The 15740-nt window shown below is 63.6% G+C and carries 14 protein-coding genes; 11 read left to right on the plus strand and 3 right to left on the minus strand.

Features of this window, described 5'->3' with window-relative positions; all coding sequences use genetic code 11:
• Positions 1-5: 5 nt before the first annotated feature.
• Complete coding sequence (locus tag KXR83_RS18130) at positions 6-875, plus strand: SDR family oxidoreductase (RefSeq protein ID WP_437425997.1); 870 nt, start codon at positions 6-8, stop codon at positions 873-875.
• Between the two features lie 58 nt (positions 876-933).
• On the opposite strand, the gene KXR83_RS18135 is transcribed toward KXR83_RS18130, so the two are convergent.
• From KXR83_RS18135 to KXR83_RS18145, 3 genes are all read right to left on the minus strand, one after another.
• Entirely contained in the window at positions 934-2508 is a 1575-nt protein-coding gene (locus tag KXR83_RS18135) for a long-chain-fatty-acid--CoA ligase (protein ID WP_437425998.1), read from the minus strand.
• A 4-nt stretch (positions 2509-2512) separates the two neighbouring features.
• Positions 2513-3646, minus strand: a complete 1134-nt coding sequence (locus KXR83_RS18140; RefSeq protein ID WP_437425999.1) for an acyl-CoA dehydrogenase family protein — start codon at positions 3644-3646, stop codon at positions 2513-2515.
• Between the two features lie 84 nt (positions 3647-3730).
• A complete protein-coding gene (locus KXR83_RS18145) occupies positions 3731-4918 on the minus strand; it encodes an acyl-CoA dehydrogenase family protein (protein WP_437426000.1) in 1188 nt (395 codons plus the stop codon).
• 141 nt (positions 4919-5059) lie between these two features.
• Between KXR83_RS18145 and KXR83_RS18150 the strand changes: the two genes are divergently transcribed.
• The 10 genes from KXR83_RS18150 (at position 5060) to KXR83_RS18195 (ending at position 15727) form a co-directional block, all read left to right on the plus strand.
• Positions 5060-5251: a ferredoxin gene (locus KXR83_RS18150; protein ID WP_030172694.1), complete on the plus strand. Its 192-nt coding sequence runs from the start codon at positions 5060-5062 to the stop codon at positions 5249-5251.
• A 160-nt stretch (positions 5252-5411) separates the two neighbouring features.
• Entirely contained in the window at positions 5412-6302 is an 891-nt protein-coding gene (locus KXR83_RS18155; protein ID WP_437426001.1) for a 3-oxoacyl-ACP reductase, read from the plus strand.
• Positions 6303-6593: 291 nt separating this feature from the next.
• Positions 6594-7358: an MlaE family ABC transporter permease gene (locus tag KXR83_RS18160; protein ID WP_437426002.1), complete on the plus strand. Its 765-nt coding sequence runs from the start codon at positions 6594-6596 to the stop codon at positions 7356-7358.
• 5 nt (positions 7359-7363) lie between these two features.
• Positions 7364-8215 (plus strand): MlaE family ABC transporter permease, encoded by an 852-nt coding sequence (locus KXR83_RS18165; protein ID WP_030172703.1) that lies wholly within the window; start codon positions 7364-7366, stop codon positions 8213-8215.
• Positions 8216-8217: 2 nt separating this feature from the next.
• Entirely contained in the window at positions 8218-9396 is a 1179-nt protein-coding gene (locus tag KXR83_RS18170; protein WP_437426003.1) for an MCE family protein, read from the plus strand.
• A 47-nt stretch (positions 9397-9443) separates the two neighbouring features.
• Positions 9444-10505 carry an MCE family protein gene (locus KXR83_RS18175; protein WP_437426004.1) on the plus strand — a complete coding sequence of 354 codons (1062 nt, stop codon included), beginning with the start codon at positions 9444-9446 and terminating at the stop codon, positions 10503-10505.
• Positions 10505-11698, plus strand: a complete 1194-nt coding sequence (locus KXR83_RS18180) for an MCE family protein (protein ID WP_437426118.1) — start codon at positions 10505-10507, stop codon at positions 11696-11698. The genes KXR83_RS18175 and KXR83_RS18180 overlap by 1 nt, the downstream gene beginning before the upstream one ends.
• Entirely contained in the window at positions 11698-12963 is a 1266-nt protein-coding gene (locus tag KXR83_RS18185) for an MCE family protein (protein ID WP_437426005.1), read from the plus strand. Before KXR83_RS18180 ends, KXR83_RS18185 begins: the two co-directional genes overlap by 1 nt.
• Complete coding sequence (locus KXR83_RS18190) at positions 12963-14258, plus strand: MCE family protein (RefSeq protein ID WP_437426006.1); 1296 nt, start codon at positions 12963-12965, stop codon at positions 14256-14258. Before KXR83_RS18185 ends, KXR83_RS18190 begins: the two co-directional genes overlap by 1 nt.
• Positions 14255-15727: an MCE family protein gene (locus tag KXR83_RS18195; RefSeq protein WP_437426007.1), complete on the plus strand. Its 1473-nt coding sequence runs from the start codon at positions 14255-14257 to the stop codon at positions 15725-15727. Before KXR83_RS18190 ends, KXR83_RS18195 begins: the two co-directional genes overlap by 4 nt.
• Positions 15728-15740 lie beyond the last annotated feature (13 nt).

A 15740-nucleotide genomic window follows, 5' to 3' on the forward strand; every position in this document is an offset into this window, starting at 1 on the left:
AGATCATGGGCAGTCCCATCCAGCGAATGGTGTCGGTGAAGCGCGGTCGCACCGGTCACGCGATCACGTTGCGCGACAAGGTTGTCGTGATCACGGGCGGTGGCCGGGGGATCGGTCTCGCCACGGCAGAACTGCTGCAGGAACGCGGGGCCAAGGTCGTCCTGGGTGACATCGACGAGGAGGTCGTCGGCAAGGCGGCGGCAAACCTCGGCTGCGAGGGTTACCCGCTCGACGTCACCAGCGACGAGTCGTTTGCCGCATTCCTCGACCGGGTCGACAAGGAGTTCGGCCGGTTCGACGTGCTGATCAACAACGCCGGCATCATGCCCACCGGCCCGTTTCTGGAGTTCTCCGACTCACTGATCAAGCGCAACTTCGAGATCGATCTACTCGCCGTGGTTCGCGGTTGCCGACTCGCGGCGCGCCGGATGGTCGAGCGCGGAGACGGCCAGATCGTCAACGTTGCGTCGGTTGCCGGACTGGTGCCGCTGCCCGGACTCAGCATCTACAGCGCCGCCAAGGCCGGCGTCATCGCGTTCTCCGAGGCCCTCGACGGGGAACTGAGCATGCAGGGCGTCCGGGTGCTCGCGGTGATACCGAACTTCACCAAGACCGGCCTCATCGACGGATTGCAGACCACCGCATTGATGCCGCCCATCGAGCCCGATGATGTTGCGCGCCAGATCGTCCAGAGCATCGAGACCAACCGCGACCGCGTGGTGATCCCGAGGCAGAGCATGGCCACCCTGGGGTGGATGGTGACCCCGCGCTTCCTCAAGAACATCTACGGACGACGCTTCGGCTTCGATTCCATGTTCATGGCCTACGACCAGGACAAGCGATCCAAGTACCTCGAGCGGGTCACCCGCAGCTAGCCGATGACGGTGGCTTCGGGTGAGGCCCACCTGGGCGAATGCTCACCCGAACCCACCACTATCGGGGGTTGGCGGCGACGTACTTGAGATCACGACCGTCGCGCACCCAGGTGGGCGGCGCATCGTCGGAGGCCAACGTGCGCTTGAGGATCTTGAACGTGTCGGTGCGGGGAAGGTCGTCCACCAACCGAACGCGGGTGGGCCACTGCTTGGGGCCGAGGTCTGACTGTGTGGCCAGAAAACCGGTCAACTGGTCGGCAGTGAGTCCCGGCGCCACCAGCGCCGCCGCGAGTTCGTCACCGACGTCGGCCCGTACGCCGTACACGGCCGCCATGGCGATCGATTCGTGGCGTAGCAGCACCCGTTCGATCGGGCCGGTACCCATGTTCTCGCCGTCCACGCGGACCCAATCACCCAGTCGCCCTGCGAAATACACGTACCCCCGGTCGTCGACGTAGCCGAGGTCGCCGGTGTGATAGATGCCGTCGCGCATGCGTTCGGCGTCAGCGTCGGGATTTCGGTAGTAGCCGGTGAACAGTCCGCCACCTGAGCTGTTGACGATCTCCCCGACGGCTTCATCCGGGTTCAGCAGTTCACCGTGCTCACCGAATCGTGCTGTCTCGCATACCCTGCCAGTGTCCGGGTGACGAACCTCGGTGGGCGGGACCAGGGGACCGAGGGCTTCGGGCGGAGTGTCGGGGGTGCGGGTGATCGAGACCCCACCCTCGGTGGAACCGAACCCATCGATCACCGTGACGTCGAAACGCTTTGTCACCGCAGTGATGTCAGCAGGCGACGCCTCGTTGCCGTACAGGATTCGGAGCGGGTTCTCTTTGTCGTCCGGACGCGGTTCGGTCGCCAGGACGTACGACAGCGGTTTGCCGACGTAGTTTGCGTAGGTCGCGCCGAAGCGGCGGATGTCATCCAGGAACGCACTGGCCGAGAACCGTCGGCGCAGGGCAACCGACGATCCGCCCGCCACCGCGACCATCCACCCGGCGATGATCGCGTTCGAGTGAAACATCGGCATGGACAGATAGGCAACGTCTTTCGGTCCCAATCCGAACCTGGCGGACAACATGGAGCCACCGACGGCGAACTTGCGGTGACTGCATTGCACCGCTTTGGGGTCCCCGCTGGTCCCCGAGGTGAAGATGAGCATGAGCAATGTGTCGGGGGCGCAGTCCCTGAACGTCACGGGTGCATCCACGTGGGACTCGAGCAGCCGGGACCACTGCGGGGAGTCCACGTCCAGAACCTGAACTCCGTCGAGATCGACATCGGCCAGCAGGCCCGCGGTCGCGGCCTCGACGATGACAACCTGACAGTCCGCTGTGTCGATGTCCCCGGCCAGCGCGGCGCCGCGCCGAGTGGGGTTGAGGCCCACGATCACGATCTCGCCCATCACGGCTGCCGCGAGCAGGTAGCTGAACTCGGGGATGTTCTCGAGCAGAAGCGCAACATGCCGTGGCCTACCCGGTTCGAGCAACCCGTCGAGCGCGGCCACCCTTGCCGCAGACAGGCGCAGATGGTCACGCCAACTGACGAATTCGTTCTCGAAGTACAGCCCCGCATCGTCGACATTCGCGAGCGGCGCCAGCATTTCCCCTACCGTGCTGGGACCATCTGCCATCGTCTCAGGCTGGTTCGGCGGCCAGAGCCGCGCCGATGCGCCGCAATTGGACAGGCGCCGATCCGAGCGCGAACTCGTTCTGCTTGGCGTGCAGGAAGTATCGGTGCAGCGGGTGGTCGACATCGATCCCGACGCCACCGTGCACGTGGACAGCGGTGTGTGCCACCCGGTGGCCGGCATCGGCGGCCCAGAACTTGGCCGTCGCAAGCTCTTTGCCCGCTTCGAGGTGTTCGGACACCATCCAGGCGGCTTGCAGGGTGGTCAGCTTGAGTCCACGGACGTCGATGTAGGCGTCGGCGAGCCGCTGTGCGACAGCCTGGAACGACCCGATGGCCCGGCCGAACTGTTCCCGCTCGCGACCGTAGTCCGCCGTGAGTTCCAGAGCCCGTTCGAGCACCCCGGTTTGTTCGGCACACAGGGCCAGGGTCATCCGGTCGCGGAGAAAGGCAACCGAAGCGGCACCGGCGGATCCGAGCACGCGGGAGCGGTCGACCCGGACCCCGTCGAGTTCCACTGCAGCGCTGGGTGTCAACCCGGTGGACGGGGTGGGTGTCATGGTGACACCCGGGGTCGTGGCATCCACCACGAACACCAAAACTCCCTCGGGGCCCTGCGCGTTGATCACCACGGCATCGGCGACCTCGGCGTACGGCACGTTCACCTTGAGGCCTCGAAGATTCCAGTCGTCGCCCTCGGCGGTCGCCGTGGCGACCGGCTCGAGTGGGTCGTCGGCGAGATCCTCGTCGAGCGCCACCGTGATCAGCTTCTGACCCGACACCAGATCCGACAGCCACTGCTGCTTGAGGGCGTCGGTCCCGAACTCGGCGATGGCGGGGATCGCGGCGATGGCAACCGGACCAAAGGGAACCGGGGCCAGAACTCTGCCGAGTTCCTCGGCAACTGCCACGTTGTCGACGATGGTGAGCCCCGCGCCACCGACCTCTTCGGCGAGTTCGACGCCGAGCAGTCCGGAGGACGCCAGCTGCGACCACAACTCTCGGTCGAAGGCGACCGTGGTGGCCCCAGCCGAGGTGTCACCCTGCAGTTGGACGAGGCGGTCGGTGGTCACCAGCTTCTTGGCGATGTCGCGGGTGAGCCCGGCGAGATCGGAGGTCTGTTCAGTGCGATGAAAATCCATGGTGTGCTTCCTGATTCCTCGGTGAGACGGTGGCGCCGCCGGAAGGGGTGCCTGCCGGGGTCGGTTCGGTGCGATCCGGACCGATCAGCGGCGGGCGGGGGGCTGGCCGAGGGCGAGCATCGCGATGATGTCGCGCTGGATCTCGTTGGTGCCGCCACCGAAGGTCAGGATCAGCGATGAGCGGTGGAAACGTTCGAGTCGACCACGCAGATGTGTGCCTGCGCTGCCCTGACGCAGTGTCGCCGAAGGCCCCAGGACCTCCATCAGCAAACGGTAGGCCTCGGTTGCGAACTCGGTGCCGAAGACCTTGGTGGCCGAGGCGTCTGCGGGCGAAGGTGATCCGCCCCCGGTGGCCTCGGAGGCGATGTTCCAGTTGATCAGCTTGAGGAACTCCACCTTGGCGTGCACCTTGGCGAGATTCATCTGCACCCACTCGTTGTCGATGACCCGCTGGCCGCGAGCATCTTTGGTGTTCTGCGCCCATTCGACCGTCTCGCGCAAGGCGGTCTGGATCGGTGCGGCGCTACAGAGTGACACCCGTTCGTTGTTGAGCTGGTTGGTGACCAGCGGCCAACCGCCGTTGAGTTCACCCACCAGGGCGTCGGCGGGTACCCGGACGTTCTCGTAGTAGGTGGCGCTGGTGTCCACACCGGACATGGTGTGCACAGGCGTGTAGGAGAAGCCCCCGACGTCGGTCGGGACGATGAGCATCGAGATGCCCTTGTGCTTCTTCGCCTCCGGGTCGGTACGGCAGGCCAGCCAGATGTAGTCGGCGTACTGGATGAGGCTGGTCCACATCTTCTGGCCGTTGATGACAAAGTCATCGCCGTCGCGAACAGCGGTGGTGCGCAGCGACGCGAGGTCGGTGCCTGCGCCCGGTTCGGAGTAGCCGATGGAGAAGTGCACGTCGCCGGACGCGATCGGCGGCAGGTACTTGGCTTTCTGCTCTTCTGTGCCGAAGTGCATGATCGTCGGCGCCACGGAGTTGATGGTCAGGAACGGCACCGGTGCTCCGGCGATCGCCGCCTCGTCGGTGAAGATCAGCTGATCCATCATCGAACGATCCTGGCCGCCGTACTCTTTGGGCCAGCCCAATGCCAGCCAGCCGTCGCGCCCCATCTCGCTGACGACCTCGCGATAGACGTTGCCCTCGCCGAACTCGCCAGATGTCGATGAGAGTGCCGCTCGCCGCTCCGGCGTGATCAACTTGGAGAAGTACGCCCGGAGTTCGCGCCGAAGTTCCTGTTGCTGGTCGGTGTAGGCAATACGCATCGGTGCTCCAAGGTTTCGGGTGCGCGTGGGAGCCGACCGGACCAATCCGGTCGCACTCTTCTATAACACGTTCTAACCTGTAAGTTGGCTGCCCGTCAACAAGTGGCCACCGTGGCCAGGCGATGGAAGGAAACTCATCTCATGAAGATCAAAGCCGATTTCGATCTCTGCGAGTCCAACGGTGTGTGCGTGGGGATGGCGCCGGACGTTTTCGATCTCGACGACGACGACTACCTGGTGATTCTTCAGGAAGACGTCCCCGAAGAGCGGCGCGAGGAGATGCGCCAGGTGGTCGGCAGCTGCCCCAAGTCGGCCCTGTCGATCGAGGAATGACCGGTGGTTGCGGGCGTGTGTCGGATCGCTCGCAACCTGTGAATATCTTCAAACATTTGGCACAGAGTGAGAACACGTTCTACATTTGCGAGCAGACGTAGCCGGGAACCGCGGCCTGTGAGTGCGGTCCTGCGCAGCAACGCCGAGATGGAGGACGTTCGTGAGTGATCTTGATGGTCGCGTAGCCGTTGTGACCGGAGCTGGTGCGGGCCTGGGTCGCGCCGAGGCGATCGGCCTCGGTGCACTCGGCGCCACGGTGATCGTGAACGACCTCGCCGGCGCCCTGGACAAGAGCGACGTGCTCGACGAGATCAAGGCCGCCGGCGGGGTGGGAGTGCCTGTCACCGGCGACATCTCGGATTCTGCGACGACCACCGAGATCATGCGGGTCGCCACCGAGGAACACGGTGGCCTGCACGTCGTGATGAACAATGCCGGTCTCGTACGGGACAAGATGTTGTTCAACATGACCGACGACGACTGGGATCTCGTGATCCGCGTGCACCTGCGTGGTCACTTCCTGATGAGCCGCAACGCAGGCGCGTACTGGCGCGGTCAGTCCAAGAAAGCCGGCGAGCCGGTGTTCGGCCGGCTGATCAACACCTCGAGCGAAGCCGGACTGACCGGCCCTGTCGGACAAGCCAATTACGGTGCGGCAAAAGCCGGTATCACCTCGCTGACCTTGACGGCCGCACGAGGACTCTCCGCCTATGGTGTGCGTTCCAACGCCATCTGCCCCCGTGCCCGCACGGCCATGACCGAGGGCACTTTCGGCGAGGCGCCAGACGGCACCGTCGATCCTCTGTCCACCGACCATGTGGTCACCCTCGTGCAATACCTTGCCGGTCCGGACTCCGATGGGGTCAACGGTCAGGTGTTTGTCGTCTACGGCCCGAAGGTCACCCTGATGGCGGCGCCCACGGTGGAGCAAACGTTCGAGGCGGGCGGCGACGCCTGGGACCGATCCGATCTCTCCAAGACGATGTCCGAGTACTTCGTCGGACGCGATCCGGACGCCACGTTCTCGGCCGGCAAAGCGCTGTTCGGTTAGCGCCGCAAACCTTCTTGACCGGGGGTTTCGACACTCCCTGTGAACGCTTCGAATAAGCCGATTCGAGCAACTGGACATGTGATAAGTTCGCGACGAACCACCCGGAACTGCAGTAATCCCTCACGGATCGGACCGGTGGAACGTGTTATAAAACGAAGGCGTCGGGGATGGCTTCGAAGGGGAAAACTTCCTAATTGACAGTCTGACGATTCCTCCACATCAGAACTAGAACACGTTATGATCGAGCAGCCTCGTTCGATCCGGGTCTTTGCCGCAGTTAAAGGAGAGTTGGTGAACCGTAGACTGGCTGTCCCGTTCGAGAGCGTGGGCGATTTCGTGGCGATGAGCGTCAGCGCGGCACGTGAACTCTTCCGCCCGCCGTTCCAGTGGCGCGAGACAATCGAACAGTCGTGGGCGATCGCCCGGGTGTCGATGGTCCCCACTGTCCTCGTGGCGATCCCGTTCACCGTTCTGGTGAGTTTCACCCTCAACATCTTGCTTCGCGAGCTCGGCGCACAGGACCTCTCCGGCGCGGGCGCGGCACTCGGCACCATCACCCAGATCGGCCCGATCGTCACCGTGCTGATCGTGGCAGGCGCCGGCGCCACGGCCATCTGCGCCGACCTCGGAGCCCGCACGATCCGCGAAGAGATCGACGCGCTGAAGGTTCTGGGCATCGACCCGATCCACCGCCTCGTCGTTCCCCGCGTGATCGCCTCCACGATGGTGGCCATCCTGCTCAACAGCCTGGTGTGCACCATCGGCATCGGCGGTGGATTCGTCTTCTCGGTGTACCTCCAGGATGTGAACCCGGGCGCGTTCATCGCCAACCTCACTCTGCTCACCGGTTTTGCGGAACTGATGATCTCGATGGTGAAGGCGGCGCTCTTCGGACTCGCGGCCGGACTCGTCGGCTGTTACCGCGGTCTGCACGTTGCCGGCGGAGCCAAGGGAGTCGGTGACGCGGTCAACGAAACCGTGGTCTATTCATTCATGGCGTTGTTCGTGGTGAACGTGGTCGTCACCGCCGTGGGCCTCAAAGCGACGGCAGGGTAGCAGCGATGATTCTTCCGGAAACCGTCCGACTACGCTCAACTCGCGTGGCGTTCAAACGAGCCAGCGGTGGTTGGGACCGGATCGGCGACCAGGCGTTCTTCTACTGGGACAGCCTGATCAGCATCCCCCGTGCCGTCCGCGGCTACAAGAAGGAGACGCTCCGGCTGATCGCCGAGATCAGCATGGGTTCAGGCGCTCTCGCGATGATCGGCGGCACCGTTGTTGTCGTCGGGTTTCTCACCCTGTTCACTGGCGGAACCATCGCGGTGCAGGGCTACAGCTCGCTGTCGAACATCGGTGTCGAAGCCCTGACCGGATTCTTCTCGGCGTTCATCAACGTCCGTATCGCCGTCCCGGTCATCGCCGGCATCGGTCTGGCCGCCACGATCGGGGCCGGTGCCACGGCTCAACTCGGCGCCATGCGCGTCAGCGAAGAGATCGATGCCCTCGAGGCGATGTCCATCGCATCCATTCCGTACCTGGTCAGCACGCGCATCGTCGCCGGACTGATCGCGATCATCCCGCTGTACTCACTGGCGTCGGTGGCCTCGTTCCTGGCAAGCCGATTCGCGACGGTCTTCCTGTACGGGCAGTCCTCGGGCGTCTACGACCACTACTTCTCGACATTCCTCATATCCACCGACATCCTGTGGTCGTTTGTGCAGGCGATCTGTATGGCCGTGGCTGTCATGATGATTCACACCTACTACGGCTTCAACGCCTCCGGCGGACCGGTTGGGGTCGGCATCGCGGTCGGTAACGCGGTGCGCGCCTCACTCGTGGTCGTCGTGGTCATCACGTTGCTGACGTCACTGGCGATCTACGGCATCGACGGAAAGTTCAACCTTTCGGGGTAGCCATGTCACAGAGAATCGAACGACCCCAATGGGCCAAGAAGCTTGCGGCCACCTTCATGGTGGTGGCGCTGATCGCCGTTTGCGCGCTGGCCGGTCTCCAGTTCTTGGGCAGTTTTTCCTCGACAGTTCCGGTGACGTTGACCTCTGATCGCGCCGGCCTCGTCATGAACCCCGACGCCAAGGTGCGGCTTCGTGGCGTGGTGGTCGGCCGGGTGGGCGACATCAGCGAATCAGCCGACGGCGTGACGCTGAAGCTGAACATGAACCCCGACCAGCTGAAGTACATCCCGGCGAACGTTTACGCGGACATCAAGTCCAACACGGTCTTCGGTGCGAAGTCGGTCAACCTCGAGATCCCCGAGGACCCGTCCAAGGCGCGGCTCTCCGGTGGTTCGACGATCGAGACCGACCACGTCGTGGTGGAACTGAACACCATCTACCAGCGACTGGTCGACGTGCTCGCCGAGGTGCAGCCGGAGAAACTGAACGCCACCATCGGGGCCATCGACACTGCGCTGTCCGGCCGGGGTGAAGAAATCGGCCAAGGGTTCGCCGACCTCTCCGATCTGCTCCGCAAGACCAACCCGCACATCGATGCCCTCAGCCGCGACATCGAAGCCGGCGCCGAGTTCACCAACGTGTACGCCGATGTGATGCCTGATCTGCTCAAGGTTGTCGAGAACTTCACGTTCACCGGAAACACGTTGCTGGATAAGTCGTCCGACCTCGACGCACTCCTGATGAACGTCACCGGAATGGCCGACACGATCAACGGGGTGATCGCACCGTCGAAGGCGACGATCATCTCCACCCTGTCGAACCTGAACCCCACCGCGGCTCTGCTCGGCTACCAGGCACCCGGCTTGGCCTGCTTCATCACCTCCACCGCGGCGGCGGGGCAGAAGGCCCTCCCGGTGTTCGGTATCGAAACCGGCTATGTGGCCTTGAACGCCGGACTGTTGCCGGGCAAAGAACCGTACCGGTATCCGGAGGACCTTCCGATCGTGAACGTGGACGGCCCGCCGACTTGCCAGGACGGTCTCAGTGACCCGGATTCCGCGGCGCACACCGACTTCTACGTCGGCGACAACGCGGCCTACCCTTATCAGCCACGAACGACGCCAAAAGCTGATCCCACCAAGCTCTTTCAGGTCATGTTCGGACCGGTGCCCCGTGGTTGAGACATATGAGGTTCCATCGATGACCCAGCAGAACAGGAAGGTGTGAGGTGGCGGTCTCGAGAGAGCGCGCGTTTCGCGCCACCGTCATCAAGCTGGGCAGCTTCGCCGTGGTGATGGTGCTCATCTTCATTGTTCTGGTCGTGGTGTTCAGCCAGTATCGGAGCGGATCCGCCTTCGGGTACAAGGCCACCTTCACCAGTGCCTCACAGCTCAAATCAGGCAGCAAGGTCCGCATCGCCGGCGTCGAGGTGGGCAAGGTGGGTTCTGTCGGTCTCAACCCCGACAACGAGGCTGTCGTCGAGTTCGATGTGAACGAGAAGTACCGCCTGCCGGAGTCGGCCCGAGCGCTGATCCGTTACGAGAACCTGACCGGTGACCGATTCCTGGAGATACAGGAAGGCACCGGGGATCCCTCGGCATTGATCAGCGACGGCGGTTCCATCCCCATCGGTCAGACCGAGCCGGCGCTCGACCTCGACAAACTGCTCGGCGGCTTCAAGCCCCTCTTCCGCACCCTGAATCCGGAAGAGGTGAACGAGCTCTCCGCGTCACTCATCCAGGTGTTCCAGGGCCAGGGACCCGCGTTGAGTGAGTTGCTGCGCAACACAGCAACATTCACCGACTCGCTGGCCGATCGCGATCAATTGATCGGGCAGGTGATCGACAACTTGAACACGACGCTCGGCACGATCGATGCCGACAACGCCGGTTTCGACAGTTCGCTGAATCAACTCCAGTTGCTGATCTCCGGTCTCGACTCACAGCGAAACGTGATCGGTGAGGCGGTGACAAACGCCTCCGAGGTCACCAACGACCTCAACGACGTGTTGGCCACCAATCGCGCCGACCTCAAGTCTCTGATCACGGCCACCGGCGAGGTCTCGGACGAGGTGCTCAAAGGTGAGCCCTACGTTCGTGGGCTGATCAGTCGGTTGCCTGGAGACTTCAAGGCGCTGTCGAATCTGGGCAGTTACGGTGCGTGGCTGCAGATCTGGCTGTGCCAGGTCAACATCATCTTCACGGCGCCCGGCGGCCAGGAGATCGTCTGGAACAACATCGACACCACCGGTGTGAAGCAGAACCCGGGTGGGAGGTGTGATCCCCGATGATGGCAGCACTGTTCAAAGGTCAACGGACCACCGCGGATGAAGCGGAGGAGGCCCGCCGCAAGAAGCGCGGCGAGCCCGATCGCGCACGCGTCGGGTTCATCGGCGTGCTCGTCGCCGCGCTCGTCGTGATCGTCGCCCTGCAGATGGACAAGTTGCCCTTCCTGTCGAACGGCAGCGTGTACACGGCGTACTTCGACGACGCAGGCGGCCTTGCCAGCGGCGACATCGTGGTGGTCTCCGGTGTCGACGTCGGCGCAGTCCAGGGCATCACGCTGGCGGACACCGATGACGGCAAAAAGGCCAAGGTCACCTTCAACATGAGGGACACGGTCCGGGTGGGGGCGAACAGCCAGGCCGCCATCAAGACCGAAACCGTCTTGGGCCGGCGCAATCTCACGTTGATCCCACACGGCACCGGGCAACTCAAGCCGGGTGACGAGATCAGCAGTCGCAACACGGTGGCGCCCTACTCGCTGACCGATGCGCTCGAGGGTGCAACCGACACGATCGCCGAGACCGACACCGATCAACTCAATGACGCACTGAACACGCTGACCGACACCTTCTCCGACACCCCTGAATCGGTCCGTTCCGCTGTAGACGGCGTGGCGCGCCTGTCCAAGGCGATCGCCGACCGCGATGAGTCGCTGGACCAATTGCTCAGTCGCGCATCGTCTGTCACCGACGTCATCGCCAAGCGCAGTGGCCAGATCAACACGCTGCTGACCGATGCCAACGCGTTGCTGGGCGAGCTGCAGGCCCGACGGTATGCGCTCGGACAACTGATCTCCGGCACCGAGAACGTGACCGCCCAGATCAGCGGATTCATCAACGACAACAATGCTCAGCTCAAGCCGGTACTCGAGAAGCTGAACGGTGTTCTGGCAATTTTGCAGGACAACCAGGAGACGCTGGCTCAGACCCTCGACGAACTCGGCCCCTACGCCAACACACTCGGCGAAGCGGTGGCGAGCGGTCCGTATTTCTCATCGCTCGTCGGCATCCCGACCTTCGGCGACTACACCGAGGTGTTCTTGAACATCATGCAGCAGAAGTACCCTGAGGCCTACCGTGCCTTCCAGTACGCGTTCCCGATCCCGCCGGTCATCTCCACCCGACCGGATGCGGCCAACGACCCGAACTCGACGATCGCGCCGGCTCCGCCGCCTCGCTACCCCGGACCGAACGGGTGATGGGCATGGGACGGTTGAGTAAGAGGTTCTGGCAGGCGACCGCGGTCGTCGTGGCCGTGGTGATCGTGCTGGTGATGGTCTATGTGGGCTTCCAGAAGGTGACGTACAAGACCTACACCGCCTATTTCGCAAGCGTGAACTCGATGTACGAGGGCGACGCCGTGAAGATCCTAGGCGTCACCGTCGGGTCGGTCAGCAAGATCACGCCCCGCGACGGCGACGTGAAGGTGGAGCTGAAAGTGGACCGCGACCAGACGATCCCGGCCGACGCCGAAGCGCTGGTGGTCGCGCAATCACTGGTGTCGGGCCGTTTCGTCCAGCTGACCCCGGTGTACGAGGGCGGTCCGGCGTTGAAGGACGGGGGAGCGATCCCGATGGAACGCACCGCCGTACCTGTCGAGTGGGACGACATCAAGTCCGAATTGACCAAACTGACCGAGGCCGTGGGCCCGGACGGTGCAGATCCGGGCTCCGTGGCCAGGGCAGTCGACGTCGCGGACGCGAACCTCGACGGCAACGGCACCGCCATTCGTCAGTCGCTGCAACAGCTCTCGGACGTGACCAGCACGCTGGCCGACGGCCGCGACGACCTGTTCAACACGATTCGCAACCTGCAGGCGTTGACCGAGGCACTGTCCCAGAGCCATGAACAGCTGGTGCAGTTCAACGGCCGTATCGCATCTGTCAGCCAGGTGCTGGCCGACAACACCGATAGTCTGAACGGTGCGCTGACCAACCTCGACACCGCACTCAGTGACGTGAAGACCTTCATCGACACCAACGGCGCCACCCTGAGCGATTCGGTCGCCCGGCTTGGTGACGCCACCAACGTGCTCGCGCAGAAGGACGAAGAAGTCAGAGGGTTGCTCCACTCGGGACCGACCCAGCTGTCGAACTTCTACAACATCTACAACCCGTTGCAGGGATCCCTCTCCGGCATCTTCGGTCTCGGAATGGGCGGCAACCTGATCAACTTGCTGTGCGGCTCGATCGAGGCGAACGACCGTCCCGGCCAGGAAGGCGACGTCGAGAAATGCGTCGACGTGCTGGCCCCGGTTCTCGGGTCGATCTCCATCAACTACCCTCCCGTGCTGATCAATCCGGTCACCGGCATCAATGCCAGGCCCGACCAGATCCAGTACCAGAACGCCAGTGTGAAAGCCCGGGCGCAGCAGAGTATCCGCGATCAGGATGCCGAGACCCGCAAGAAGTACAACAACCCCGGGCTCGCGCAACTCCTCGTCCCGTTCGGGGGTGAGGGCTGATGCGCGCCGGATCGTCACGAAAGACGGCTCTGCGCAGCGCTTTCGCGGCCGCCGTGGTCAGTTCGACGCTGGTGGCGTCGGGGTGTTCGTTCGACGGGCTGAACTCGTTGCCGGTGCCCGGTGCCGAGGGAACCGGCGCGGGCTCCTATGAGCTGAAAGCGCTGATCCCCAACGCCGCCAACCTGGTTCAGAACGCACCGGTGCTCATCAACGACGCGACGGTCGGCAGTGTCGGCAAGATCGAGGTGAAGAACTGGCAGGCCGAGTTGACGCTTCGCCTGAACAAGGGCACGCAGGTCCCGGTCGGCTCGTACGTCATGGTCGGTCTCACCAGCGTTCTCGGCTCGTTGAACCTGCAGATCGTGCAGCCCGAAGACGCCGGCGAAGGGACCATCCCGCCCGGCGGCGAGATCCCCGCGGCGGACTGCCCCGAGCAGTCCAACATCGCCCAGCCGACCAACGCTGAGCCCATCCCCGACATCAACTCGGCGCAGCAGGTGTCCGCGTGTACGTACCCGACCACCGAGCAGGTTCTCAGCTCGCTGTCGGTGGTCCTGAACGGCGGCGGACTTGCGCAGGTCGGTGACATCGTCCACGAACTCAACACCGCCATGGCCGGACGGCAGGACGTGCTGCACGATCTTGTGCCACGTCTGAACACGCTGGTCGGCGAACTGAACGTGCAGCGCGAGAACATCATCCGGGCGATGGAAGGCCTGGATCGACTCACCGGCCAGATCAACGAGCAGACCCCGGTGGTCGAACGTGCGCTGGCCGACGGTCCACGGATCCTGAAGCTGCTCGTCGATCAACGGGTGAACTTCACCGATGCGCTGGGGGCCCTGAGCCGGATGAGCCGCACCACCGACGACATCTTGAAGGCGAACTCCGAGGACATCCAGGTGGTTGTCAGCAACCTCGTTCCGGTGCTCGATCAACTGCAGTCCACCGGTCCCTCGTTGACTCAATCGCTGGGAATCCTGCTCACCTTCCCGTTTGCCGAGTCGGCGATTCCGCAAGTGGTCCGTGGCGACTACCTCAATGCCGTGATCAACCTCGACCTCACATTCGGCAGGTTGCAGCGTGGCGCCCTCGCGAGTGTTGGTGTCGCGAGCCAGTTCTACGGTCCCGAAGGAATGTTCGGTAAGCCGGCCGGCGCCGCGGGCAGAGGTGACGATCCCTTCACCGGGCCTCTCTCCGACGCCCCACCTCAGGCGAGCCCGACACTTCCGGTTGCGCCCCAACCGGAAACACCTGCCGCCGATCAGTCACCAACCGGGGAGGAGGGCCCATGAGGATCACACCGTTCGTCCGCATGCAGCTGATCATCTTCTCGATCGTGACGACTTTGGCCATCATCGCCGTCGCCGTGTTCTACATCCGGGTGCCCAGCATGGTCGGCGTCGGCGAATACAACGTCGAGGTGGAACTGCCGAGTACCGGCGGTCTCTACCAGAACGGCAACGTCAGCTACCGCGGTGTCGACGTGGGCAAGGTGCAGTCGGTGACCTTGACCGAAGAGGGTGTGACAGCAAAACTCTCGATCAACTCGGACACCAAGATCCCGGACAACTCCACCGCATCGGTGCACAGTGTCTCGGCGGTCGGCGAGCAGTACCTCGAGTTCATGCCGAAACCAGGCGTCGAGTCGACCGGTAATCTGCAGGACGGTGCCGTGATCGAGGGCGGGACGGTCCCTGTTGAGGTCGGTACGCTGCTCGACCAGGCCAATGACCTACTGGAACGTGTCGAGGACACGCAGCTGCGCCGGGTGATGGACGAAGCATTCAACGCATTCAACGGCACCGGCGAGGACCTGCAGCGACTGCTGGACTCGATGGCCCTGCTCGTGGGTGACGCGAACAAGAACTCCGATGCCATCGTCAAGCTCATCGAGCAGGCGGCGCCGTTGTTGGAGACGCAGACGGCAACGGTGGACGATATCCGCGCCTGGACTGCGAACTTCGCAAAGGTGACAGACCAGCTGCGGGCCAACGACCCTCAACTCAGGGACATCCTGCAGAAGGGCCCTGGGGTCGCGAAGCAGACCCAGGAACTGTTTGCGTCGATGAATCAGACCCTGCCCCTGATGTTCTCGAACCTGAACACCACAGCTCGCACCCTTGCGATCTACCACCCCAACCTCCGTCAGATCGTGGTGATCTACCCTCGGTTGATCGCCGCACTCATCACCGCACTGAACACCGAAGACGCCCGTAACGGCGCCAACGTCGACTTCGCGCTGGGATTCCAGGATCCGGGTACCTGCACGGTGGGTTACCTGCCGATGACCCCGGACCGTAACGCTTCGGCTCAGACACCTCGTGAACTGCCACCCGGGATGTTGTGCCGGGTGCCGCAGGATTCCAACCTCGGTGTGCGCGGTACCCGTAACTTCCCGTGCATGGAGATCCCCGGCCGTCGGGCGTCGACGCCGGCGGAGTGCCGGACCGGCTACGTTCCCATCGGTGAGAATGTGCCCCTTCCGAACGGATTGCCGGGCATCGATGTGCCGCAAGGGTTCCTGACCAGTGCCGGACCGGGCACCGACGACGGTAGTCCGTCCGTCTACGCCACGACCTACGATCCGGTCAGCGGCGACTACATCGGTCCCGACGGAAAAACCTACAATGCCGGAACCGGGTCTGCGACGACCCCGGGCAATTCTGGTACGAGTGGTGGAACCGGTACAACGGGTACCGGGGCGCAACCGCAGGAAGACGACAGCCAATGGCAGAGCCTGATCACGGGAACCGTGAGGTGACGGGACCCGGAGA

Source organism: Williamsia muralis (assembly GCF_051487485.1).
GTDB lineage: Bacteria > Actinomycetota > Actinomycetes > Mycobacteriales > Mycobacteriaceae > Williamsia > Williamsia muralis_B.